General features: G+C 37.2%; 20 protein-coding genes and 2 pseudogenes. 16 read left to right on the top strand and 6 right to left on the bottom strand.

The features are described from left to right. The 6 genes and pseudogenes from ACK2M2_RS10940 to ACK2M2_RS10915 form a co-directional block, all read left to right on the top strand. Positions 1-183, top strand: a pseudogene (locus ACK2M2_RS10940) (acetyl-CoA C-acyltransferase); the annotation flags it as partial. Positions 184-205: 22 nt separating this feature from the next. Beyond that, a complete protein-coding gene (gene pcaB / locus ACK2M2_RS10935) occupies positions 206-1,561 on the top strand; it encodes a 3-carboxy-cis,cis-muconate cycloisomerase (RefSeq protein ID WP_419348340.1) in 1,356 nt (451 codons plus the stop codon). 8 nt (positions 1,562-1,569) lie between these two features. After that, the gene (pcaD, locus tag ACK2M2_RS10930) at positions 1,570-2,346 is read left to right on the top strand and encodes a 3-oxoadipate enol-lactonase (RefSeq protein ID WP_419348349.1); all 777 of its coding nucleotides are present in this window, start codon (positions 1,570-1,572) and stop codon (positions 2,344-2,346) included. 42 nt (positions 2,347-2,388) lie between these two features. Next, positions 2,389-3,744 (top strand): MFS transporter, encoded by a 1,356-nt coding sequence (locus ACK2M2_RS10925; RefSeq protein ID WP_419348338.1) that lies wholly within the window; start codon positions 2,389-2,391, stop codon positions 3,742-3,744. A gap of 14 nt (positions 3,745-3,758) precedes the next feature. Beyond that, entirely contained in the window at positions 3,759-4,193 is a 435-nt protein-coding gene (pcaC, locus tag ACK2M2_RS10920; protein WP_419348335.1) for a 4-carboxymuconolactone decarboxylase, read from the top strand. A gap of 26 nt (positions 4,194-4,219) precedes the next feature. Continuing rightward, a pseudogene (locus ACK2M2_RS10915) lies at positions 4,220-4,663 on the top strand (protocatechuate 3,4-dioxygenase subunit beta); the annotation flags it as partial. Here the strand turns inward: ACK2M2_RS10915 and ACK2M2_RS10910 are convergent. Continuing rightward, positions 4,647-5,297 carry an integrase gene (locus ACK2M2_RS10910; protein ID WP_419348333.1) on the bottom strand — a complete coding sequence of 217 codons (651 nt, stop codon included), beginning with the start codon at positions 5,295-5,297 and terminating at the stop codon, positions 4,647-4,649. The pseudogene ACK2M2_RS10915 and the gene ACK2M2_RS10910 sit on opposite strands and share 17 nt — an antisense overlap. A gap of 407 nt (positions 5,298-5,704) precedes the next feature. Here ACK2M2_RS10910 and ACK2M2_RS10905 point away from each other — a divergent pair, with 407 nt between their 5' ends. The 9 genes from ACK2M2_RS10905 to gcvH all read left to right on the top strand — a co-directional run bounded on the left by ACK2M2_RS10905 (position 5,705) and on the right by gcvH (position 14,648). Next, positions 5,705-6,013 carry a metalloregulator ArsR/SmtB family transcription factor gene (locus ACK2M2_RS10905; protein ID WP_409510064.1) on the top strand — a complete coding sequence of 103 codons (309 nt, stop codon included), beginning with the start codon at positions 5,705-5,707 and terminating at the stop codon, positions 6,011-6,013. Positions 6,014-6,114: 101 nt separating this feature from the next. Next, complete coding sequence (locus tag ACK2M2_RS10900; protein WP_419348330.1) at positions 6,115-7,857, top strand: SulP family inorganic anion transporter; 1,743 nt, start codon at positions 6,115-6,117, stop codon at positions 7,855-7,857. Positions 7,858-8,035: 178 nt separating this feature from the next. Next, the gene (gene sstT, locus ACK2M2_RS10895; protein WP_409510066.1) at positions 8,036-9,232 is read left to right on the top strand and encodes a serine/threonine transporter SstT; all 1,197 of its coding nucleotides are present in this window, start codon (positions 8,036-8,038) and stop codon (positions 9,230-9,232) included. Positions 9,233-9,274: 42 nt separating this feature from the next. After that, positions 9,275-9,949, top strand: coding sequence for a YoaK family protein (locus ACK2M2_RS10890; protein WP_419348328.1), 675 nt, complete (start codon positions 9,275-9,277; stop codon positions 9,947-9,949). 12 nt (positions 9,950-9,961) lie between these two features. Then, positions 9,962-10,501 carry a DUF2058 domain-containing protein gene (locus tag ACK2M2_RS10885; protein WP_409510068.1) on the top strand — a complete coding sequence of 180 codons (540 nt, stop codon included), beginning with the start codon at positions 9,962-9,964 and terminating at the stop codon, positions 10,499-10,501. A 241-nt stretch (positions 10,502-10,742) separates the two neighbouring features. Further along, complete coding sequence (locus ACK2M2_RS10880) at positions 10,743-12,596, top strand: ABC transporter ATP-binding protein (RefSeq protein ID WP_419348325.1); 1,854 nt, start codon at positions 10,743-10,745, stop codon at positions 12,594-12,596. Beyond that, positions 12,597-13,040, top strand: coding sequence for a MaoC family dehydratase (locus ACK2M2_RS10875; protein ID WP_419348322.1), 444 nt, complete (start codon positions 12,597-12,599; stop codon positions 13,038-13,040). 102 nt (positions 13,041-13,142) lie between these two features. Beyond that, positions 13,143-14,174: a helix-turn-helix domain-containing protein gene (locus tag ACK2M2_RS10870; RefSeq protein WP_419348320.1), complete on the top strand. Its 1,032-nt coding sequence runs from the start codon at positions 13,143-13,145 to the stop codon at positions 14,172-14,174. A gap of 99 nt (positions 14,175-14,273) precedes the next feature. Continuing rightward, positions 14,274-14,648, top strand: a complete 375-nt coding sequence (gcvH, locus tag ACK2M2_RS10865) for a glycine cleavage system protein GcvH (protein ID WP_419348317.1) — start codon at positions 14,274-14,276, stop codon at positions 14,646-14,648. 74 nt (positions 14,649-14,722) lie between these two features. On the opposite strand, the gene ACK2M2_RS10860 is transcribed toward gcvH, so the two are convergent. The 5 genes from ACK2M2_RS10860 to ACK2M2_RS10840 form a co-directional block, all read right to left on the bottom strand. Beyond that, positions 14,723-15,916: a PilT/PilU family type 4a pilus ATPase gene (locus ACK2M2_RS10860; RefSeq protein ID WP_419348314.1), complete on the bottom strand. Its 1,194-nt coding sequence runs from the start codon at positions 15,914-15,916 to the stop codon at positions 14,723-14,725. 231 nt (positions 15,917-16,147) lie between these two features. Beyond that, positions 16,148-17,209, bottom strand: a complete 1,062-nt coding sequence (locus tag ACK2M2_RS10855) for a 3-deoxy-7-phosphoheptulonate synthase (protein ID WP_419348312.1) — start codon at positions 17,207-17,209, stop codon at positions 16,148-16,150. 451 nt (positions 17,210-17,660) lie between these two features. Then, positions 17,661-19,787 carry an EAL domain-containing protein gene (locus ACK2M2_RS10850; protein ID WP_409510075.1) on the bottom strand — a complete coding sequence of 709 codons (2,127 nt, stop codon included), beginning with the start codon at positions 19,785-19,787 and terminating at the stop codon, positions 17,661-17,663. Positions 19,788-20,237: 450 nt separating this feature from the next. Then, complete coding sequence (locus ACK2M2_RS10845) at positions 20,238-21,011, bottom strand: alpha/beta fold hydrolase (RefSeq protein ID WP_419348309.1); 774 nt, start codon at positions 21,009-21,011, stop codon at positions 20,238-20,240. 217 nt (positions 21,012-21,228) lie between these two features. Next, positions 21,229-22,239, bottom strand: a complete 1,011-nt coding sequence (locus ACK2M2_RS10840; protein ID WP_419348306.1) for a DUF6607 family protein — start codon at positions 22,237-22,239, stop codon at positions 21,229-21,231. A 262-nt stretch (positions 22,240-22,501) separates the two neighbouring features. On the opposite strand from ACK2M2_RS10840, the gene ACK2M2_RS10835 reads away from it, so the two are divergent. Then, positions 22,502-24,436, top strand: a complete 1,935-nt coding sequence (locus ACK2M2_RS10835; protein ID WP_419348346.1) for a TonB-dependent receptor plug domain-containing protein — start codon at positions 22,502-22,504, stop codon at positions 24,434-24,436. The last annotated feature ends 52 nt before the right edge of the window (positions 24,437-24,488 follow it).

Here is a 24,488-nt window from a genome sequence, read left to right as displayed (position 1 = left end):
GGTGCAGCACATGTCAATCCAAATGGTGGTGCTATTGCATTGGGTCATCCGTTGGGTGCTTCGGGTGCACGTCTAGTCACTACAGCACTCAACCAACTTGAAGTAACGGATGGTACATATGCGCTTTGCTCAATGTGTATTGGGGTTGGTCAAGGTATCGCTTTGATTATTAAAAAAATTTAAAAAAATTTTAGGAATATCGATCATGAGCCAGTTATATGCCAGCTTGTTTTACCAAAAAGAGGTGACTGAAATTTTCAGTGATCGTACGTTGGTATTTTATATGATTGAGGTTGAAGTAGCCTTGGCAAAAGCACAGGCTCAGGTTGGTATCATTCCTGAATCTGCCGCAATCGCAATATCTCAAATTACCCATACTGCGATTAATCAAATTGATTTTGATGCTTTAGCGATTACAACAGGTTTGGCTGGTAATATCGCGATTCCTTTTGTGAAACAATTGACTGCAATTGTGAAACAAAGCGATGTAAATGCTGCACGTTATGTACATTGGGGTGCAACCAGTCAAGATATTTTAGATACTGCCTGTATTCTGCAATGTCGAGCAGCACTGAAATTGATTGAGTCTTTAATTCATCAATGTTACCGCACTGCATTGAATAAAGCTGAACAATATCGCTCGCAAGTGATGATTGGACGCACATGGTTACAACAAGGCTTACCGATTACTTTGGGGCATAAATTCGCACGCTGGGCTTCGGCATTTCATCGTGATTTAGCACGTATTGAAGCCATGAAAGCGCGTGTCTTCACGGCGCAATTGGGTGGAGCTGTTGGTTCATTGGCTTCATTACAAACTCAAGGAACAGCGGTCATTCATGCATTTTCAGCACAGTTACAACTGACAGTGCCGAACTGTACATGGCATGGTGAGCGCGATCGAATTGTTGAGATCTCAAGTGTTTTAGCGATGGTGACAGGCAATTTGGGAAAAATGGCGCGTGACTGGTCATTGATGATGCAAACTGAAATTGCAGAAGTATTTGAGCCCGCAGCGAAAGGGCGTGGCGGGTCATCAACAATGCCACATAAACGTAATCCTGTTGCTGCTGCTTCCGTTCTGGCAGCAGCTAATCGTGTTCCAGTTTTGATGTCGAGTTTATATCAAAGCATGGTACAGGAACATGAGCGTAGCATAGGCGGATGGCATGCAGAATGGCTTGCATTGCCTGAAATTTTCCAACTTTGTGCGGGTGCTTTAGAGCGTACTTTAGATGTTTTACAAGGGATGCAAATCAATGCTGAAAACATGCAACGTAATTTAGATTGCACACAGGGTTTGATTATGGCCGAAGCTGTGATGATGGCTTTGGCACCGCATATGGGACGCTTACAGGCACATCAAGTGGTTGAAGCTGCATGCAAAACGGCGGTTGAAAAAAGTGTTCACTTAAAAGAGGTCATTACTGAACTTGATCCAGTCAAGGCCTATTTCAGTGAAAGTCAGATTTCAGAAATTTTTCAACCTGCATTATATCTCGGCAATATTCAAGATCAGATTGATGCAGTTCTGCAGGAAGCAAAAGGAGAGGCAAAGTGAATATCACGATGACCAATCGTCAAGGCAAAACTTTATCCGTGGCAATCAGTGGGCAAGACAATGCACCAGTGATTATGTTTTCAAATTCATTGGGCACAGATAAAGACATGTGGCAACCCCAAGTTGTCGCCTTTGAACAACAGTTTAAAGTGGTGACTTATGACACCCGCGGTCATGGGGAAAGTGATGTGATTGAGCAGACCACTGTACAAAATCTTGCAGAAGATGTGATCGATATTTTGAACGATTTAAACATTGAAAAAGCACATTTCTGCGGTATTTCAATGGGTGGCATGACGGCTTTGTTGTTAGGTATTCACCATGCAGATCGTTTTCATAGCATCACTGTTGCGAATTCAGCAGCCAAAATTTGGAATGAAGACGGTTGGAATGCGCGTGCAGATACTGTGACGGCCAATGGCTTAGTAGACTTGGTTGCGACTACGCACACACGTTGGTTTAGTGAGCAGTTTGATTATCAACACGATGCTTTGGCTCAACGTACCATTCAGTCTTTAGCGACTACGCCAGCATTGGGTTATGCAGAATCTTGCCGAGCGCTTGCGCAAGCAGATCTATCTACTCGAATTCAACAGATTCACATTCCAACTTTAGTAATTGCAGGCGCATTTGACCCTGTCACGACAGTGGCAGATGGCATCTATATGCAAGAACAGATTCAAAATAGTGAATTAGCGGTGATTGATGCATCGCATCTGTCCAATATTGAGCAACCTGAGCTGTTTAATCAAGCTCTCAGTCAGTTTATTGGATCTATTCAATAGTTTAAGAATTATTAAAAGGACTTTCAGCCCAAGGAGGCAGGTATGGCGTCTCAGGAATACGCTACTCAAAAAACGAGTATAGACGCACAAGCACTGATTAATGATGCACCGATTAGCAAATATCAGTGGTTGATCGCAATTGTATGTTTTCTCATTGTTTTTGTTGACGGTATTGATACTGCTGCAATGGGTTTTATTGCTCCAGCTTTAGCACAAGACTGGGGGATAGACCGCTCGCAACTGGGGCCAGTCATGAGTGCGGCTTTAGGTGGGATGATTATTGGCGCTTTGGTGTCTGGTCCAACTGCTGACCGCTTTGGGCGAAAGATTGTTTTAAGTGTTTCGATGCTGATTTTTGGTGGCTTTACTTTGGCATCGGCCTATGCGGCTGATTTAAATACCTTGGTGGTACTACGCTTTTTAACGGGTATTGGTTTAGGTGCAGCGATGCCGAATGCAACCACACTATTTTCTGAATATTGCCCACAACGATCTCGTTCGTTACTCGTGACCTGTATGTTCTGTGGTTACAACTTAGGTATGGCGACAGGTGGCTTCATCAGCAGTTGGTTGATCCCAACCTTTGGTTGGCACAGCTTATTCTTATTGGGCGGTTGGTCTCCACTGATCTTGATGTTTGTGGTGGTTTTCTTCCTACCAGAATCATATCGTTTCTTGATTGTTAAAGGACGTGATAAGGCAAAAGTTCATCAAATTTTGTCACGTATTGCACCAACTCAAGTAGAGGGTGCAACTGAATTTCATGTGCCTGAAGAAAAAACTGACGATGCGAAGAAGAAAGGCGTGTTTAGCATGTTGTTCTCTCAAAAATATGTCAAAGGTACGGTTTTATTGTGGCTGACCTATTTTATGGGTTTGGTGATGATTTATCTGCTCACTAGTTGGTTGCCAACTTTGATGCGTGAAACTGGTGCAACCATGGAACGTGCTGCATTTATTGGTGGTTTATTCCAGTTTGGCGGTGTGCTCAGTGCATTATTTATTGGTTGGGCAATGGATCGTTTCAACCCGAATCGGATTATTGCATGTTTTTACTTTGTCGCAGGGATTTTTGCATTTGCCGTAGGACAGAACTTAGCTAATCCAACATTACTTGCCATTTTAGTGCTTTGTGCAGGAGTTGCGATTAATGGTGCGCAGTCGGCAATGCCTGCACTAAGTGCTCGTTTTTATCCAACTCAGTGCCGTGCAACAGGTATTGCTTGGATGTCGGGTATTGGTCGTTTTGGCGCGGTATTTGGTGCATGGATCGGCGCAGTTTTACTGGGTAATGATTGGTCATTTACCGCCATTTTAAGCTTGCTCTTAATTCCAGCAACAGCAGCAGCAATCGCTATTTTTGTTAAATCACTGGTCGCACATACCGATGCGACTTAATTGAGGTTTCTCCTATGAATGATGAACAACGTTATGAACAAGGAATTACCGTACGCACTGAAGTACTAGGTGAAAAGCATGTAGGTCGTTCACTTGAAAATTTGAATGATTTTAATACTGACTTTCAAAATTTTATTAGTCGTTTTGCGTGGGGCGAAGTCTGGTCTAGACCAGGGATGCCACGTCACACCCGTAGCTTAGTCACGATTGCTGTGTTATTGGCATTGGGTCGTGAAGATGAACTTCGTATGCATTTACGTGCTTGTTTTAACAATGGTGTGACCAAAGACGATTTAAAAGAGTTGATATTGCACTGCTCACTATATGCCGGTTTACCCGCAGCCAATGCAGCCATGCACATGGCAGAAGAAGTTTTTGCAGATTTGGGCATTGCTCCGCAAAAACTGAGCGAGCAGCAGCTCAGCCAAGAACAAACTAATCAAGAGTAATGGAACAAGATTTAGAGGGACGTCACATGTCGCAAATTACTTTAGGTGCTTATGCACAACGCAATACAGAAGATCATCCGCCAGCATATGCACCAGGCTATAAAACCAGTGTATTACGCTCGCCAAAAAATGCTTTGATTTCGATTGCAGAAACTTTAACAGAAGTGACTTCACCACAGTTTAGTGCCGAACAGTTTGGGCCTAAAGATAACGATTTGATTTTAAATTATGCCAAAGAAGCTTTACCGATTGGTGAGCGCATTATTGTGCATGGCTATGTTCGTGATCAATTTGGTCGCCCTGTAAAAAATGCTTTGCTCGAAGTGTGGCAAGCCAATGCTTCTGGTCGTTATCGCCATCCAAATGATCAGTTTATTGGTGCGATGGATCCAAATTTTGGCGGCTGTGGTCGCATGATGACCGATGCAAATGGGTATTTTGTATTTCGCACCATCAAGCCAGGTCCATATTAATACTAGCTGTCTGGTTTGGACGAATAATTTTATAAAGCCTAGCGACCATTCCATTGGTTAAGCTTTTAAAATTATAATTAATTTCACTTTTCACAGTTAAACTCCGTTTGGAGAATCTACCAAAAATCCTTTTTTTACTCAGTAAAAACAAATCAATTTTTTTTCTACGACTGGTTAACTCTTTGATCGTCATATCTTGATAACGTACATTCCAATATTCATCTAAAAGATATACGAAATACTTAAACAATGACCTCAAGCGCTGGGTAATAGTCATATAGTTAACATCTATATTTGATCTAAGTCGAATCAAATTTGTTCCTAACTTTTTATTATTTTCTAAGAAAACAATAAAGTTATCGATTTCACTCAAAAAAATCTCAGGTTCATATTTGGAGGACAAAAATGATTCGCAAAACAAGGTTGAATATTTCTGATACCAGAATTCATACCAAAACTTTAGTGCCAGCATATCTGATTGCTGTGTGGCAAAACTTTGAAATCTCAGTACAGTCAAAGAATAGAGCAAAGGATAGAGACCAGGTACTGTAGCTGAAGTATCAAACAATAGAACTATGTGATTTTGATTTGAATACTTTTTTGAAAGTTTAATTTTTTTTACGACAAACATTCTAAGCACCAAGAACTTTATGAAGTAAATAAAATATAAACATAAGTTAGACTAATGCGAAATATTTTTTTATATAAGTGATTGATTCTAGGTTCAGCAAAGAGGTCTATGAACTTAAAACATCATGTACTCAATTTAACATAATATACATTATGCGAAGTTGGTATAATTATGTATTTGGTTATTAAAGATTTTTCTTTGGAATTTGTTTGTGACTCTATAAATTGAATTTCTACTTCTTGGGCGTTGTCTGCACATTCTTCTAAAACTTTATTGATTTGCTCTACAGGCATAATTAATGCTGTGTTAAATCAATTAGTCATAATATCTAATTTATAACAGATTAATTTTATCTTTTATTTACAATCACGTTATACTTATCGTTGTTGATCACTTTGGAAATTTTAATGAGTCAGAATCTAAAAATTGAGGCAATGCGTAATGCAGCGGATTCAGTCGTTACTATTTTAAAATCATTAGGAAATACTGATCGATTACTCATTTTATGTCATTTGGCTTATGAAGAACTTAATGTTTCGCAAATTGAACAATTAACCCATATTACACAACCAACACTCTCGCAACAATTAATGATGCTACGTAAAAGTGATGTTGTGAATACGCGACGTGATGGCAAACAAATTTTTTACTCGATTAAAGATGAAAAACTTGTTTTAGTACTCAATCAGCTTTATGACTTATATTGCCCAAAATGAATAAAATCTAAAAAAATATCATAAGTAAACATTCGCAATTTTCCTGTCTTTTTATCACTTTTTATGCATAATATATATGTAAATGTGATAAAGAACCTTTTATGTCAAAATCCGCATCAAACATCGCTCGTCAGTTTCCTGCATGGCGGTGGTTACAGGACTACAGCTCATCAAAATTTAAATCAGATTTACTTTCAGCACTCATTGTAATTGCAATGCTTGTTCCGCAAGGTATGGCATATGCAATGGTCGCAGGTTTACCGCCAATAACCGGATTGTACGCCAGCATTATTCCTATGATCATTTACGCATTGATTGGTGGAAGTTCAACCCTATCTATTGGACCTGTTGCCCTGATTTCAATGATGACTTTTGCTACATTGAATCCGATGTTTGAGGCAGGTTCCCCTGTATATATTCAAGCAGCATGTTTATTGGCATTATTGGTCGGTATTATTTCCTTTATTTTGGGTGTATTTCGTTTCGGATTTTTGATTCGTTTAATTAGCCATCCCGTCATTAAAAGCTTTATCATTGCTTCTGCCGTACTCATTGCGTTGAGTCAGGTTAAATATCTGTTTGATGTACCATTACTGACCAATAATATTTCTGAATTTCTAGTCAGTGCTTGGCAATATTTCCCTTACATTCAAACTCCAACAATGATTTTAGGCTTAAGTGCGATTTTGTTTTTGGTCATGTTACCCAAAATTACTCAAATTACAGCTATTCAAAAAATCATTAGTAAACATACCCTGTCCTTTTGGATGAAAGCCCTCCCCTTACTTTTAGTTCTTGTTTCAATTTTGATGGTGCATTTTCTACATTTAGAAGACTATGGCATCAAAACTGTCGGGGAAATTCCATCAGGTTTTCCACCTTTAAGTATGCCATTTTGGAGTTGGGAACTTGTTATTAAGCTACTTCCTGGTGCTGCAATGATTGCGATGGTGAGTTTTGTCGAATCTATTTCTATTGCTCAGGCAACAGCATTTCAACAACGTAGCAAACTAAATAGTAATCAGGAACTTATTGCTCTTGGTCTTGCCAATATTGGTGCAGGTTTATCCTCATCATTTCCTGTTACAGGGAGTTTATCACGCACTGTGGTCAATGCCGATGCGGGTGCAAAAACACCTATGGCAGGCGTTTTATCATCGTTATTCATTGTTGTTGTGAGCATGTATTTCACTAATGCTTTCCGTGAATTACCGCTTGCAATTTTAAGTGCAACCATCATCGTTTCTATTTGGAAGCTTGTCGATTTCAGACCTTTTATTGAGACATGGAAATATTCGAAAGCCGATGGTATTGCCATGTGGGTCACTTTCTTTGGTGTTTTATTTTTAGATATTTCTACTGGTTTGATGATTGGGGTTTTCTCGACTTTTATTCTACTTTTATGGCGTATTAGTCGTCCGCATATAGCAGTGATTGGGCAAATTCAAGGTACAGAACATTTTCGCAATATCAGTCGTCATCAAGTGATTACTTTACCCAGTATTGTGTCGGTTCGTATTGATGAAAGCTTAAGTTTCTTAAATGCCAACTCTTTAAAAGAATTTATTATTGCTGAAATTAGTCAAAATACGCAGCTCAAGCATGTCGTTTTGAATTGTACAAGCATTAGTAGTATTGATTTGAGTGCACTTGAAACTTTAGAAGAAATTAATCAAGAATTAGATAAATTAGGGATTCAGTTACATTTGTCTGAAGTCAAAGGTCCTGTGATGGATCGTCTCAACCGCTCTAAACTTACCCACGATTTAAGTGGAAAAGTATTTCTTACTCATTACCAAGCAATGCAGACTTTACATCAGACAGAAGCCCAAATTTCTACTTAATTTTAAGATTGGTCTATAAATTCATGTATATTCATATATTTAAATTCAAAAAAAATTCGTTTTAATTGAATATGATATTTTATATGGTTAATAAATGTATCTGATAAATGTATTTTCAGTATAAAATACTCCGCTTGTTTTCTTGATTTGTGCAATGTGCACTTGGTAAGGCTCAGTTATGTTCTCAGCCCTGGCTCGGTTAAGTCTGGTTTCTCGCATCATTATTGCTATCGCTTTGGGTGGTTTGGTTGCGACTTTATTTCCACAAGCTGCTCCATATGTAAGCTTGTTGGGTGATTTGTTTATTAAGGCATTGAAGTCGGTTGCACCGATCTTGGTGTTTGTCTTGGTACTTGCATCTATTGCTAATTTTAAAGTGGGTGAAGGCGCAAGTAACTTAAAACCTATTTTAGGTTTGTATGGCATAGGGATGTTGTTGGCGGCATTTAGTGCTGTCGTTGCAAGTGTTTTATTCCCAAGTACTTTGTTCTTAACAATCAATCCTGAAACTCAGATGCAACCTCCGGGAAGTATTGCTGAAGTAATGAAAAACTTATTGCTGAGCTTTATTACTAATCCAATTACAGCATTGCATGAAGCAAACTTCATTGGTATTTTGGCATGGGCTGTGGGTCTAGGTGCTGCATTACGTCATGGTTCAGATGTGACACGAGCAGTTATTACTGACATCTCGCATGCCGTAAATTCAATTATTCGTATTGTCATTAATTTTGCTCCTTTGGGTATTTTTGGTCTTGTAGTTGCAACATTTGCACAAGCTGGTCTTGAAACACTTGAAAATTATGCACATTTACTTGCTGTTTTGGTTGGAACAATGCTCTTTGTAGCATTGGTGATTAACCCGATTATTGTTGGTGTAGTCATGCGTAAAAACCCGTATCCTTTGGTCATAAAATGCTTAAAGGAAAGTGGTATTACCGCATTTTTCACCCGAAGTTCAGCGGCTAATATTCCTGTGAATCTTGATTTAGCAAAACGTTTAGGTGTGACTGAATCGACTGCAAGTGTTGCGATTCCTTTAGGCGCGACCATTAATATGGCTGGTGCTGCAGTAACCATTACTGTTTTAACTTTGGCTGCTGTCAATACATTACATATTGAAGTGAGCCTTGTAACCATGATTATTTTATCTGTGGTGGCTGTTGTGACGGCGTGTGGTGCTTCTGGTGTTGCGGGTGGCTCATTATTATTGATTCCTGTTGCCTGTGGTCTGTTCGGTATCGACTCTACCGTTGCGATGCAAGTCGTTGCAATTGGTATGGTAATTTCGGTATTACAAGACTCAACTGAAACAGCACTTAACTCATCTACAGATGTTTTATTTACCGCAGCAGTTGATTTATCTAGAAAATAAGCGATATTGGAAGGCATTGAAGATTAAAGTAAAAATATCGCAATGCCATTTCAACGTTTACCCAACTGGATTCAATTTGGTGCTTTCATGCTCGCAATCAATGCGGGCATGATTAATGTTTTAGGATTGATTACTGTATTACATCAATCTGTATCCCATATGACAGGCAATGCTAGCCTGCTTTCTCAAGCGCTCGTTTCAGGGCAATCTTCGCAACTGGTCTATTTATCGTTAGTTATTCTTAGCTATATGATTGGTGCAAGCTATAGTGGTTTTATTCTCGGAAATAGCCATTTTCAGCTTGGTCGGCGTTATGGTATTCCACTGATTTTAGTAACTATTTTCATTCTGTTATGTTGGTTGTTTATCCCTTATTTTCCACGTTATGCTTTGCTTTGGGCATGTGTTGCAATGGGTGTACAAAATGCGATGGTGAGTCATTATCAAGGTGTAATTATTCGCACCACGCATTTATCGGGCGTTTTAACAGATCTTGGTTTAGCATTTGGTTATCGTTTAAAAGGTTTAAAAACCGATATTCGTAAAATTATTTTACATCTTTTAATCTTAATTGGATTTATCTTGGGCGGTGTGATTGCATGCATTGCCCATCCTTATTTACAATTACATGCGTTTTTGATTCCTGCAATGCTCAGCCTGACACTGTGCATTGTTTATGGCATTATTTCGTATAAATTTTTACATTGTCAAAAGTAATGGATCGTAGTCATGGTAAAGAACGCTTTGCAGGCTCAATTATTGAAAGCTGGGTTAGTCGATAATAAAAAAGCAAAAAAACTTAGCAAACAAGCACAGCATGAGCAACGTACAGGTCAAGGCACTGAAGCTGAATTACAAGCAAAAATTGCCAAAGATCAGCAAGAAAAAGTTGCACGTGATCAGGCGCTGAATGAAGAAAAACAGCGTGCTTTAGATGAAAAAGCATTGAAAGCGGCTGTGATTCAAATGATTGGTCAACATAAAATTAGAGATACTGATGGTGACAACGTTTATCAATTTATTGATGATGCTAAAGTTAAAAAGCTTTATATTAATCAACAAATTTATAATGCTTTGGTATCGGGTAGTTTGGTGATTGCAAAAGATCAAGAATCTTATGCATTTTTACCGAAAGCTTTGGCTGATCGTATTAATGAAAAAATGCTTGGCTTTATTATTGTGAGTAATGCAAGTACAACCAATAATGATGTCACGGATGAAGAAGATCCGTATGCAGCTTATGTCATTCCTGATGATTTGATGTGGTAAGTTACCTTTCATTTTAAGTCACTCATAAAAATCCCTACCCTTGTGTCAGGGATTTTTTATTTTCAAATTTTTTATTTTCAAAAAATGCCTTGCTGTAACACTATCGAGTTAAATTTAAGATTTAATTCGGGTGATTGGCGTACTTTTTTCCCGAAATAAGTTAAAATCATCTCTATTATCGTTTTTTATCGATATATCTGTTTGTTTTTCATAATCTCTATTCAAAATACCCGAGGGTGATATGCTGCAATGGTTTGAACGTCTGGTCGATCCTTATCCCGAAAAAGGCTTAAATGAACCATTGCCAAAAACATTTTTTGCTTTTGTTTGGCAAGCAGCCTATGGCGTTCGACGTTATTTACTACTGTTAATTTTACTTACAGCAGCAACAGCAAGTTTTGAAGCGATCTTTTTTGCACAGATTGGTCATTTGGTTGACTGGTTAACGAGTTCTACACCTGAAACCTTTATTACCAATCATAAAAGTAATTTGATGATTTTGAGCTTTTTCTTACTCGGAAATATTATATTTTCAAGTATACAATCTATTGTACGTCATCAGATTTTATACAGCAGTTTCCCAATGCGTTTGCGTTGGCGCTTTCATAATTTACTTTTGCAACAAAGTCTTGATTTTTTCCATAGCGATTTTGCTGGGCGTTTATCTGCCAAAGTCATGCAAACTTCTCTTGCTGTACGTGAGTTTTGGGTGATTTTGGGTGATATGCTGACCTATGTCATTATTTACTTTATTACCATTAGTGTTGTTCTTGGTAATATTTCTCCACTTTTATTACTACCTTTAATGCTTTGGTTGGCGCTTTTTATTGGCGCAGCATGTTTTTTTATTCCACGTCTAGGTAGAATTTCTAAACAACAAGCCGATGCACGAGCGGTGATGACTGGACGTGTAACCGATGCCTATACCAACATTCAAACTGTAAAACTCTTTGCACATGCCGGTCGTGAAAGCAAATATGCTAAAGAATCCATGCAGACCTTTATGATCACTGTGTTTAAACAAATGCGTTTAGGCTCAATGTATGAAATTTGCATTAATCTACTTACAGCCGTTCTTTTCTTTGGTGTATTGGGTACAGCCGTTTGGCTTTGGTTAAATGGTCAAGCCGCTATTGGTGTCATTGCTGCAACGACTGCTATGATTTTAAAACTCAATAGTATGGCTGCATTTATGATGTGGCAAACCTCTGCCCTATTTGAAAATGTTGGAACAATTCAAGATGGTATGATGACCATGGGTAAATCCATTAACATCCAAGATGCACCCGATGCCAAACCATTGCAAATCACGCAAGGTAAAATTGAATTTAAAGATGTCAGCTTTGCCTATAACGAAAAGAAAGTCATTGATCAATTTAATTTAGAAATTAAAGCAGGTGAAAAAATTGGTATTGTTGGACGTTCAGGCGCAGGAAAATCAACTCTGATTCAACTACTTCTAAACTTCTACACCATCAACCAAGGTCGTATTTGCATTGATGATCAAAATATTCAAAATGTTACACAGGACAGTTTAAGAAAAAATATTGCGATGGTAACTCAGGACACTTCCCTACTGCATCGCTCTGTTGCTGAAAATATTAAATATGGTCGTCCTGATGCAACAGATGAAGACATGTATGCTGCTGTGCGTAAAGCCAAAGCAGATGAATTTATTCCACAATTAAGCGATCTCCGAGGTCAACATGGCTATGACGCTTATGTCGGTGAACGTGGTGTAAAACTTTCTGGTGGACAACGCCAACGGATTGCCATTGCTCGTGTATTTTTAAAAGATGCACCTATTTTAATTTTAGATGAAGCAACGAGTGCGCTTGATTCTGAGGTTGAAGCAGCCATTCAATCAAGTCTAGATGATTTAATGCAAGATAAAACGGTCATTGCCATTGCACATCGACTATCAACTATTGCTCAAATGGATCGTTTAATTGTCTTGGATCAAGGACATATTGCGGAACAAGGCACGCATGAAGAACTAATTGCACAAAATGGAATTTATGCTCAACTGTGGCAACGCCAAACAGGTGAGTTTTTAGTGGAACAAGAAAAACCGAAAGCAGAGGAAGCGGAATAAATGTTGTATTTAGAAGATTTAAATGTAGGTGATCATTTTAAAAGTCGTTCTTATGAAATGACTTTAGAGGAAATTTTAGAATTTGCACAAAAATTTGATCCACAAGTCTTCCATACTGATGTTGAAAAAGCCAAAGACCATCCTATTTTTCAAGGCATTGCTGCTAGTGGATGGCACACTGCTGCGGTGACCATGCGTTTATGGACAGAATGCTTTCCTATCGCTAAGGGTTTAATTGGTTCTGAGTCGAGTTTACGTTGGCCTAAACCAACTCGACCAGGTGATCATATTCACGTTGAAGTTGAAATTGTATCGATTACTCCCTCTCGAACTAAACATGACCGTGCGATGGTGAGCTATGTAACGCAAGCGAAAAATCAGCATGATGATGTTTTACTCATTTCCACTACCAAAATTGTTGTATTTAGACGAGACATTGAATAAAGTCAAAGGGCTATGTCGGACAATTTATCTATATTGCTGACATTTTTTATGACAAGATAAAACTCAGCCAACACACATAAAATGTGAGAGCACGGATCGCAAATGAAAACAATGTCAAATCGTCAGAACCATGGAATTCCGGGTGTTTATGGACTTTTATTGCTCGATATTGTTTCTCGATGGGGCTATAGCGCGGAGAGTTTATTTGCACCTTTTCACTTTACCAGTGAACAACTTGCTGAACCTGACTACCGTATTCCAACACCTGTTGCCAATGAACTTATCAAACATGCCTTAAAAATGACTGGTGAAAGTACTTTAGGCTATCATTTAGGTACGCAAATGCGTATTTCTATTCATGGTTTTATCGGCTATGCCATTATGACTGCCAATGATATTACCGATGCTTTGGTTTTAGCGAACCGTTTTATCCAGCTCCGTATGCCATTTTTACAGCTATATTTTTCGACTTTTGGTGAAAAAGCGACATTACAATTGCAGTGTGATATTGAAATTGAACCTTTAAGAACCGAAATTGTCATGGGACTCACCTTTGGTATCATGACCATGGCAAAGGCACTGACGGGCATTAATCATTTGGAAGGTGATATTGATTTTGATTTTCCAATGCCTGAAGGTTTTGAAAAATACAATTCAAAATTTCAAGATCAGTACAACATGCGCTTTTCACAGCCGCATTTATTGGCAAGTTTTGATAAAAAATATTTAGGCTTAAAAATGGTCAATGCTGATCCCATTGCGAGCCAAATTGCAATTAATCAATGTGAAGCAGAGCTTTCTGCTTTGGGTGAACGCCGTCGCCTCGCTATGCGTGTCCGTGATATTCTAACCAATTCTGAACAGCATTATTTAAGTATTGAAAGCGTCGCAGAACTTCTACATATGTCTGATCGGACACTGAAACGTCAACTCGCTGCTGAAAATACATCATTTTCCACACTAGTTGATGAAGTACGTTATCGTCATGCAACGTCATTATTATCACGTACAGATTATTCACTTGAACAAATTGCCGATGAACTCGGTTATTCGGATGTCGCCAATTTTAGCCGAGCATTTAAAAGGTGGAGCGGTCGTAGCCCAAGCAATTGGCGGAAAGACCCTTACTTATAAGCAAGACCAATAAACTCAGTGTTTTGAAATACTTTTATTTTTAGTCAAAAAGCGGTATAACATTTTGCAAAAATAATAGATTACTTTTAGGGAGTTACCATGAACCATCCTTCAGACCTTAAATATGCAACTACCCATGAATGGGTGAAAATTGAAGGTGATCTTGTCATTACTGGTATTTCTGACCATGCACAAGATGCATTGGGCGATTTAGTTTACGTTGAAGCACCTGAAGTGGGGACTCAACTCACTGCAGGTCAACAAGCGGGTGTTGTTGAATCTGTAAAAACGGCTTCTGATATTCATGCGCCTGTTTCAGGCGTTGTGGTTGAAGTGAATACTGAACTTGAAGATGATCCTGATTTTGTCAATGATGCACCGTATGGCAAAGGTTGGATTTATAAAATCAAGCCTGACAATATGGCAGATGTCGAAAAATTACTGAGCAGTACTGAATATGAAGCAGGTTTATAATCTATTTTAGATCAATAAATCATATAAAAATCAGCCGAATGGCTGATTTTTTTATTTTCTATATATAGAAAGTATTAAGTTTCTGCAACTTCCGATGCTTCTTCAGGCGATGTGACCGCCTCCTGTACCATATTGAGCGATGTTGTATGTTGAGGTGCTGTACCTTCTTTGCGTCTTGATTCTAATTTTATTTTTAAACGTAATTCATTAACAGAATCCGAATTTCGCATTGCTTCATCGTATGAAATGGAGCCTTCATCATATAAATCAAATAAGGCTTGATCGAAAGTTTGCATGCCTAATTCACGAGATTTGGTCATAATTTCTTTTAAGGTATAAAATTGTCCTTTGAGAATATTTTCAGCCATCAAAGGCGTATTCAACATAATTTCAACAGCAGCTCGACGCCCTTGGCCATCTTGTGTACGAACTAAACGTTGAGAAATAATCGCTTTCATATTTGAAGATAAATCCATCAATAGTTGATTACGACGTTCTTCAGGAAAAAAGTTAATAATACGATCAAGTGTTTGATTCGCATTATTGGCATGCAATGTACCTAAACATAAATGTCCAGTTTCAGCAAAGGCTATGGCATGCTCCATAGTTTCTGTATCACGAATTTCACCAATCAAAATCACATCGGGTGCCTGACGTAAGGTATTTTTTAATGCACTGTGCCAAGAATGGCTATCTACACCTACTTCACGATGCGTTACCATCGATTTTTTATGTTTATGTACATATTCAACAGGGTCTTCAACCGTAATTATATGCCCTGCTGAATTTTCATTCCGATGATCAATCATTGCTGCAAGAGAAGTCGATTTACCTGAACCTGTCCCACCGACCACTAAAATTAAACCACGTTTTTCCATAATCACATTTTTCAGCGATGGTGGTAATTTCAGCTTGGTAAAGTTAGGAATTTCAGCGGTAATCGTACGAATGACCATACCCACTTGTAGTTGTTGTTGAAATACATTCACTCGATAGCGAGAAACATTAGGTACTGAAATTGCGAAGTTGCATTCTAATTCTTGTTCAAACTCTTTACGCTGGCGTTCATTCATTAAACTATAGGCAAATAAACGTGTTTTATCTGAGGTTAATGCCTGTTGTCCAATGGGTTTCATCAAGCCTTGATGCTTAATACTTGGTGGAAAATCAGCAGAGATAAATAAATCAGAACCACCGTATTCGACCACTTTTGTTAACATATGGAACATAAAGCGCCGTGCTTCATCCAATAATTCTTCAGTAAACATATTATCCACAGACCTTAAATTTTCACTATTTTTATAAAGTTTATGCACGTATCTTTGATACTGAGCATTTTTATAATTTTATATTGCATTGATTTAAAAGATATATATTTAAATACCTAAATAAAAAATAAAAAATAAAAAAATGAGTTTTAAATCTCAAAGAAATTAAAATATGTAAATAAAAACAAAAAAGATCATCCTGAGATGATCTTCCTATTTTTGAATCAACATTTACGCTGAAAGTTTTAATTGTATATTTTCTAACTGCTGTGCAACTTTTAGCAGCAAATGTTCAGTTTTATTCCAACCTAAACACCCATCTGTAACAGATTGACCATAAGTCATATGATCGCTAATTTTTTGCTGACCATCGACTAAATAGCTTTCTAACATTACCCCACGAACTTGAGTTAAATCTCGCTCACGAATAATTTGTTCAAGAATTTCAGGTTGTAGCATTGGGTTTTTATGGCTATTGCCATGACTACAATCAATCACCAATGCAGGTAAATCATGTTGCTTTGTACGTATTTTTTCAATTTCAGCCAATTGATAATTGGTGCCTGTATTTGAACCACGTAAAATTAAATGCGGTTTTGGATTGCCTTGCGAATGTAAAATCGCAGGCAAACCTTGTTGGCTCATCCCTAAAAACTGATGTGGATGTGCTGCTGACTGAATGGCATCCAATGCAATCTGAATTGAACCATCTGTACCATTTTTGAAGCCAATACTGAATGGCATTTGGCTTGAAATCTCACGATGAATTTGTGACTCACTGGTACGCGCGCCAATTGCGCCCCAACTGAGTAAATCATCAAAATAAGCCGTTGCCATTGGGCTTAAAATTTCAGTGGCAATGGGTAAGCCCATTTCTATAATTTGTAAAAAAAGTTCACGAGAACGCTCTAGCCCAAGTTGCATATTGCCTGAACCATCAAGTAAAGGATCGTATAAAAAGCCTTTCCAACCGACAGTTGTACGTGGTTTTTCAATATAAGTTCGCATCACAATAAAAATTTGATCTTGAACTTGTGTCTGGATTTTTTTTAGTTTTTCAGCGTATTCGAGTGCAGCAATAGGATCATGGATTGAGCATGGACCCGTAATCACCATGAGACGTGGATCTGTACCATTTAAAATATTTTCAATGGTTTGACGGTGTGTGTTTACTTGCTTTGTTAATATTTCTGATAATTGAAATTGTTGTTTTAATTGATGTGGTAAGCTCAGTAAAGTTTCATTATTACTGTGTACTGTATCTTGTATTGGGGTTTGATTAAGCATTTTCATTGGTCTATTCCTTTGGACTATCTCTATCAGTCCGATCTTTTATTTGAGCGTTTGATGTCTATGCGTTTGTAGATTTTCAGAAATAACCTGAAAAAAGTTTGACCAAGAAAAGTTGCTAAAATATGTATAAGTAAAAGTGTTCATTGGAATCTCCGAAATTTGCTGAATGTGAAGCATAAAAAAACCTGATCGTTGCCGATCAGGTGTAAACTTTGATGGGCAACTAAATTGTGCCCGAACGTGTCTAGGCAACTATTTAAAATATTGCCAAAAATAATATACGTTTAAAATCAAAGGTTGTTTCAACATTTTATGTCTTCACAATAAAATATATTCATTAAAGTTACAATACGCTGTGTTTGTGAATTTGACAAGTTATTTCTAAAAGAATTGAATAAAAATAAGTAACATGTCGAATATCTATAGCAATTTAAAATGTTTATCTCAGTATTTATATCGGTGCATGATTTTGCATCATGCAAATGGCTTCATCCGCACAGATTGCACGGCTAAATAAGAAACCCTGCCCCATATTACAGCCAACAGCCTGTAAACGTTGTAGTTGTAAATCGGTTTCAATACCTTCGGCAATAATATCTAATGACAGAATTGGTCCCAATTTAGCAATACCTTCAACAATGGCATTAATCGGCTTTTCTTCATTCATGCGGTTGACAAAACCACAATCAATTTTTAAACAATCTACAGGATAATCACTGAGATGGGTAAAAGATGAATGCCCTGTACCAAAATCATCTAGTGCAATACGCACCCCTGCATTTTTCATTTTTTTCAAAGCGCGAATGACATATTCATAGCCACGCTCTGCCAACATATGTTCGGTAATTTCAATTTCAACCAATTCATGTGGAATATTATAAGTACTTAATCGTTTTAATAACTTTTCAGCGTAATTATCTCGCATAAATTCTACAGGTGAAGCGTTAATTGAGATTGGAACAGTATCAATGCCTTGCTCTAACCACATTGCAATATCTTGGAAAATGCGTGTTTGCATGGTTTCAGTGATTTTACTTGCCAATTCGTAGTCATTGAATGCTTCAACAATTGTTGATGGTAATTGAACTACACCTTCGGCATCATGCCAACGTAATAAAGCCTCAAAACCAATGAGTTCTCGTGTATCTAAACGTACTTTGGGCTGATAATAAGGTTCAATCAAATTACTACGTAAAATCTCTCGTGCTGTATCAAGTTGTTGGATTCGTAATGCAGAAATTTCATACATTTCATAGCTAAATCTTCGAAAACCACCACGACCACGATCTTTAAGGTCATTAAGTGCGGTATCAGCACATTTCATCAATCCTAAAGCATCTTTAGCATCGGTTGGATAAATAGCGCCCCCCATACTCATTCCGCTATTGATGAGCTTACCTTGATAAGTAACGGGCGCATCGAGCTGTTCTAAAACTTTTGATGCAACTTGATGCATTTCTTCCGCATCAGTCATGTTGGAAATAATAATAGCGAATTCATCACCACCCAAACGAGCCACATAAGCATTGTCTTCAAGACAATTCATCAAACGTTTTGAGAGAACTTTAAGAAGGTGATCACCCGCAGAGTGACCAAGTGTGTCATTGATATGTTTAAAATGATCCAGATCCACAAGAATCATACCCACGATTTTCTTGAATTCACGAGATTGCATGATGGATGCTTTCAGAGCTTTCTTGAATGAGCGTCTATTCATTAATCCTGTAAGTTCGTCCATTTCGCTAGAAATTCGAAGCTTATTTTCAGCAATTTTTTGTAAGGTTACATCACGTGAAACACATAAAATACTTGTCGTTTCTCCATTCTCATTAACTACAGGCGTAAGAATATTATCCCAATATTGGCGACCTTCACCTATACCACTCATACCAGCAAAACGACTATTTTTACCTTTAATGGCATCGTTAATTGCTTTTTGCCCTTTACTGCGTACTTCGGGTGGCAACAGGTCTAACCATTTCATCCCAAATTTTTTCTCACGTTCTCGACCCAATAAAGCCAAGCAACCGGAGCGGTTCATATGTGAAACTGTGCCATTCGGACGAACGATCTTAATACAATCTACACTCACATCAAGCATGTCGGTATGTGCACGTAACATGTCAGAAGTTTCACGTAATAAAACTGCACGTTCATGAATATTTGTACAGCTAATCATCCAATTGAAGTCGGCTATATTGGATTGCATACTTTGTGCTGATAATAGAAACCACTCATACTCACCAGTATGATAGTTTTTAATTCGACATTCTTTTTCGAATTTTTTTCCTGTTTTTTGTGCATGTGTCCAAAGGTTATACATATGTTCAGCATCTTCTGGATGAATGAATTTCATCCATTCTGTTTCAGAGATATGATGATTTTCGACACCAATATATTGCTTCAGTGCACTATTTGCATAGCGAGTAGACACACCAGTTACCCAAACTAAATGAGGTAATAAGTCAAAAGCGAATTGTAAGGCATCACTCATTTGTCCTTTAGATGGAATAATGACTTTCGGAGATGTATCGGCCTGATTCAAAATAGAATCACTTTGCAAGTAGCTGCGTGGCATATAGTTTCCTTTGGATTATCCGCATACTATTTAATATAAACTGAATAAAACAACTGTGTAATTTTTAATCGTGTTAAATATTTAGTTTAATTAAATGGTTTGTTCATTATGTCTAATTATATATGAAAAAATTATAAGTGTGAAATAAATCACATTTTATATGTATTGATATTCCTCATCAACGGCTCTAATTTACTCACTTTCAGATCAATTAACAAGCAATTGCCTGATAATATTTTTATTACTTAATATTAATTTTTAAATACCTGTATTATTTAAATATCAAGGAAATTGATCAGTTCGTTTTATGAGGGTGATTTTACATAGTTATCATTTTTATAATCTATTTTTAAAAAATAATAATTAAAACAGTATCTTGATTTTCATCTTACTTTTAAAATAAAGCCTAAAAAATATATGGTTTATTTTAGGCTTTTAATATTTTTAATACTATTGATTTTTATTTAAGTAATTTTTAATAATGATATTTACTTGCTCAGGTTGTTCAGCATGTAACCAATGCCCTGCATTTTCAATTGTTTCTAATTCAACATGATCGAATTGTTGATCAATTGCTTTTATATGCTCATCTTTAGAGATATATGGAGATTGTCCACCTCGAATAAATAATGTACGTTTTGACCATAATTTAAGCGCCTGCCAACCAATAATATCTGCATAATGATCAAAAATAAATTGGACATTAAACAACCAGCGACCTTTATTAAATCCTTTAAGTAAGAATTGGATTACCATCTCTTCTTTTAAGAAATTTTGCATGATTTCATAAGCTTCTTTACGGCTTGCTACGTTAGCTTGTTCTACTGCAAATAATGCCTTAAAAATAGAATCGTGGTGATTTTCTTGATAAGCAAATGGGCACATATCTAAAACAATCAAATTTTGTAAGCGTTTTGGAGCGAGTTCAGTCAATTTCATGGCAATTTTTCCACCCATGGAATGTCCAATTACAGAGAATTGTTCAATGTTTAAATGGTCTAATGTTTCTATGACATCTTGTGCCATGACCGTATAGTTCATTTCTTTATCATGTGCAGATTTGCCATGATTACGTACATCCAATTGAAGAACGGAATATTCCAATTGTAAGACACGTGCAATCATACCTAAATTACTCAAACTGCCAAAAAGCCCATGGATCAGTACAATTGTCGGTTTAGACTGTGGCTCAGCGCTTTTTTGAAATTCAAAATTGAGTAGCATGACATGTTTCCCTGAAAAATATAGATCTACTTCGAAGCAGAGTATTATGCTAATTTTTTATTTATTCAATCATAATTTTCCCTAAATATTATAACGTTGATCTAGAACATTTAAACATAAAAATGGGATGCCTAAGCATCCCATAAGGATTTTGTGTCATCGGTTATTCAGGCATTTAAGTCTGAATAAAATAATTCATTTTCAATCTTAGTTTAATTTATTTTACTTGACCAATAACCAATTGTTGATTGAGTAAAGTTCTGACTTGTTTTTGAAGCTTTTGATTATCTACCTTTTTCTTTGCTGTCGCTTTAGCTTGATCACTAAAATAGCTGTAATGTGCTTTTTCATCTTTTCCTGCAAATTTCAAAGCAAGTACTTCATTTTGTTCAAAAGCTTGTTTCCAAGTTTGACGAACGGTTGCCCAATAGTCTTTGTTTTTATCCCAATATTCATAAGCTGGTTTAAAATCAAAATCTTTAACTAAAGTATAGTGGTTTACGCCAAGTTCACGTGCAAGTACGGTATTAGTTTTACTGTCAAATTTGACATTATCCTGTTCATGTACCCAACCCGTTGCAGTTAAAGCCTGACGATTAATACCAATAATCACATCGTAATCATCACGTGTTGTATGTTCACGTCGTGGTAATGGACGATAAGTTTCATTAGATGTCCAAGAGATTACGCCATTATTTTTCTCCCAAAGCCCCAAACCTGCATAGCGTGGAGAATCATCCACTTGCCAAACGGTTTGTAACCATTTGCCCTGTGCTTCTTCAGCTTTCAATGCAATTTTTTGCCAACGATAATTGCCTATATAGCTCCACATTTGCGTTGGTTGATATTCCCAATCTTGACGCCAATGCTTCACAACATGCCCTTCACCAATCAAAATATGTTGTAAAGAAACTTTATTGGCGGTGTTTTCAAGCACAATAACGGTTTCGTGTCCCTCAGATAAATCATTTTCTTTTAATTTATAACCTGCTTTAAGCGCATACAATTCTTCAAAACGAAAATCAACTTTATATTCACCTGCCATTTTTAAAATAGCCTGACGTGCCTGTTCTTGAGTCAGATTTTCATGCAGACTTTTTTGTAAAAATGCTTGTTTCAAATCCATTTGTGCATCCGTGGTTACTGTTGTTTTTTGTATTTCAGCATGAGTTACTGAGCACCCCAAAGCCAGTAACATCATAAAAAAATAATTCACACGTTGTTTCATAAATACATTCCAAACTTGTCTTAAGATACTGATTTATTTCATTTACATTGGCATTTTTAACGCTATTTTCTGTATTCTGAAATCTATCAGATTACTATTGTAAATTATTATGATAATCATTACCATTTGCAATTATAAATATTTTCAATAGCGAACCACCGTGAACAAGTGTTTTTTTGTGAATACGCAACCGATTCCATTTCGTCTTGCTGTCTTAAGTTTGGCACTGATTGGTTGTGGTCTAGGTACCCCAAATAGTGCTATGGCGGAATTGAATGCGGATCAAAAAATGCAGCCGATTGTGATTACCGCAACACGATCTGAAAAAAAATTGACGGATAGCCCGATCAAAACAGAAATTATTGATCAAAAAGAATTACAACGTACCAATGCCCTGACGCTCAAAGATGCGCTTGAGAATGTTCCCGGTATTTTATTAAGAGAAATTCATGGCAAATCGGGCTATGAAATTTCATTGCAAGGCTTAACCAGCGATCAAGTTCTTATTTTAATTGATGGTCTTCCCCTCGCAGCAAGTACCAGTTCCACAGTTGACTTGGATCAATATTTAATCAACGGTGTTGAGCGCGTTGAAGTGGTAAAAGGTGCAGCATCGGCACAATATGGCTCGTCTGCCATGGGCGGAGTCATTAATATTATTAGCCAAAAAGTCAAAGATGGCATATCTATTTCAGGTCAAGTCGATATAGGCAGTTATGGCAAACAAAATGCCAACGGTAAAAGTGCTTCGGTGAACAATCACCATGAAAAAATAAATATTGAAGCAGCACAAGGTCGTTTCAAAGGGCGTGTCAGTGCTGATCTGTTGTCAAATGATGGCTTTGCGGTAGATCCCGATTTATACCCTTTGCAAGGTGATCAACAAAAACGTCAACAATATGCTTTATACGGTGCATGGCAGCCGTCTGATCAATTTTTACTATGGGCAGATTTTAATGACTACCAAGAAACAGATCATCAACGAAGTTTAAATTTTGTTCCACCTTTTTATTTACAGCAATACAAAGTAGAAGATATTGAGCGTCAGCGTTTTAGCGCAGGCAGTCAATGGAATATTCTTGATGATTTAAAGCTTGATATCAAAGGTGTACATGAAACTTATGACACTACATCCACACAAACTTTAGATAGTTATTTATCGGCATTACGCCATTCAAATCAAGAAAATAATCATGTCAGCACACAACTGAGTTTGCCTAAGTGGCGCAATCAAAATTGGCAATTGGGTTACGATTGGCATGAAGAAAAACTCGAACAGAACAATAATGGAAAATTTGAAATGCAAGGTGGCGCTGTCAGTCGAGATCGTCATGAATTTTATCTACAAAATGATTTAAAACTTAGCGATAAGCTAGACGCTGTAATAGGTTGGCGTTTCCAAAATGATGATGATTTTGGCGATCATAATGCATTTAAATTAAGCACAAAATATCGTTTTTATGAACAGAATGACTTACTTGCCGATCTACGTTTCAGCTATGGGCAAGGTTATCGGGTTCCGAATTTAAAAGAACGATTCTATTCTTTTGATCATAGTCATTTGGGTTATATCGTCATTGGTAATCCAAACTTAAAACCTGAACAATCAGACAGTTATCAACTTGGTTTAAGTCTAGTCAAAAATGATCTATGGAATGCAGATATCAACCTCTTTTGGAATGATATTAAAGACTTGATTCAAACAGATTATGACAATGCCGCCGTGATCAATGGTATTACCCAATATTCTTATAGCAATGTTGCTCAAGCTGAAACGAAAGGAATTGAAACCACAGCGCAATGGCAACTTTCCCCACAAACACGCCTCAATGCAGCTTATACCTATACACAAGCCAAAGATAAATCGACAGATTTAGATCTCACTCGCCGACCTGAGCACATTGCCCGACTTGGTGTCGATTATGCCTTCACGGATGCATTGGATGTCAGCTTACGTGCACGTTATCAAAGTGATGAATTTGGTGATAGCGCCAACAAACATACCTCGCCTGATTGGTTCAGTTTAGATGGTCAAATTGAGTGGCAATTTTCGCCTTATCTGACGGCATTCGCAGGTATGGATAATATCTTTGATGAACAACGTGATTTTAGTGCGGCATTTGATTATCGCCCGATTGCGGGGCGTTATAGCTATATGGGTCTACGTTTCAATTGGCAAAAAAGTTTAAATCATTAATCACAGTTAGATCAGTCTGAAATCTAGAAAGATTTTTAAATTTTATAATTCA

This window comes from Acinetobacter sp. TY1, from assembly GCF_048551395.1.
Classification (GTDB): Bacteria; Pseudomonadota; Gammaproteobacteria; order Pseudomonadales; family Moraxellaceae; genus Acinetobacter.
Note: the sequence above shows the minus strand (reverse complement) of the source record. Positions and strands in the feature narration are given on the sequence as shown.

Bases quoted from the DNA above. Each gene is read 5' to 3' on its own strand.
- pcaB (WP_419348340.1), top strand. From the start codon at position 206: ATGAGCCAGTTATATGCCAGCTTGTTTTACCAAAAAGAGGTGACTGAA.
- pcaD (WP_419348349.1), top strand. From the start codon at position 1,570: ATGACCAATCGTCAAGGCAAAACTTTATCCGTGGCAATCAGTGGGCAA.
- ACK2M2_RS10925 (WP_419348338.1), top strand. From the start codon at position 2,389: ATGGCGTCTCAGGAATACGCTACTCAAAAAACGAGTATAGACGCACAA.
- pcaC (WP_419348335.1), top strand. From the start codon at position 3,759: ATGAATGATGAACAACGTTATGAACAAGGAATTACCGTACGCACTGAA.
- ACK2M2_RS10910 (WP_419348333.1), bottom strand. From the start codon at position 5,297: ATGTTTGTCGTAAAAAAAATTAAACTTTCAAAAAAGTATTCAAATCAA.
- ACK2M2_RS10905 (WP_409510064.1), top strand. From the start codon at position 5,705: ATGAGTCAGAATCTAAAAATTGAGGCAATGCGTAATGCAGCGGATTCA.
- ACK2M2_RS10900 (WP_419348330.1), top strand. From the start codon at position 6,115: ATGTCAAAATCCGCATCAAACATCGCTCGTCAGTTTCCTGCATGGCGG.
- sstT (WP_409510066.1), top strand. From the start codon at position 8,036: ATGTTCTCAGCCCTGGCTCGGTTAAGTCTGGTTTCTCGCATCATTATT.
- ACK2M2_RS10890 (WP_419348328.1), top strand. From the start codon at position 9,275: ATGCCATTTCAACGTTTACCCAACTGGATTCAATTTGGTGCTTTCATG.
- ACK2M2_RS10885 (WP_409510068.1), top strand. From the start codon at position 9,962: ATGGTAAAGAACGCTTTGCAGGCTCAATTATTGAAAGCTGGGTTAGTC.
- ACK2M2_RS10880 (WP_419348325.1), top strand. From the start codon at position 10,743: ATGCTGCAATGGTTTGAACGTCTGGTCGATCCTTATCCCGAAAAAGGC.
- ACK2M2_RS10875 (WP_419348322.1), top strand. From the start codon at position 12,597: ATGTTGTATTTAGAAGATTTAAATGTAGGTGATCATTTTAAAAGTCGT.
- ACK2M2_RS10870 (WP_419348320.1), top strand. From the start codon at position 13,143: ATGAAAACAATGTCAAATCGTCAGAACCATGGAATTCCGGGTGTTTAT.
- gcvH (WP_419348317.1), top strand. From the start codon at position 14,274: ATGAACCATCCTTCAGACCTTAAATATGCAACTACCCATGAATGGGTG.
- ACK2M2_RS10860 (WP_419348314.1), bottom strand. From the start codon at position 15,916: ATGTTTACTGAAGAATTATTGGATGAAGCACGGCGCTTTATGTTCCAT.
- ACK2M2_RS10855 (WP_419348312.1), bottom strand. From the start codon at position 17,209: ATGAAAATGCTTAATCAAACCCCAATACAAGATACAGTACACAGTAAT.
- ACK2M2_RS10850 (WP_409510075.1), bottom strand. From the start codon at position 19,787: ATGCCACGCAGCTACTTGCAAAGTGATTCTATTTTGAATCAGGCCGAT.
- ACK2M2_RS10845 (WP_419348309.1), bottom strand. From the start codon at position 21,011: ATGCTACTCAATTTTGAATTTCAAAAAAGCGCTGAGCCACAGTCTAAA.
- ACK2M2_RS10840 (WP_419348306.1), bottom strand. From the start codon at position 22,239: ATGAAACAACGTGTGAATTATTTTTTTATGATGTTACTGGCTTTGGGG.
- ACK2M2_RS10835 (WP_419348346.1), top strand. From the start codon at position 22,502: ATGGCGGAATTGAATGCGGATCAAAAAATGCAGCCGATTGTGATTACC.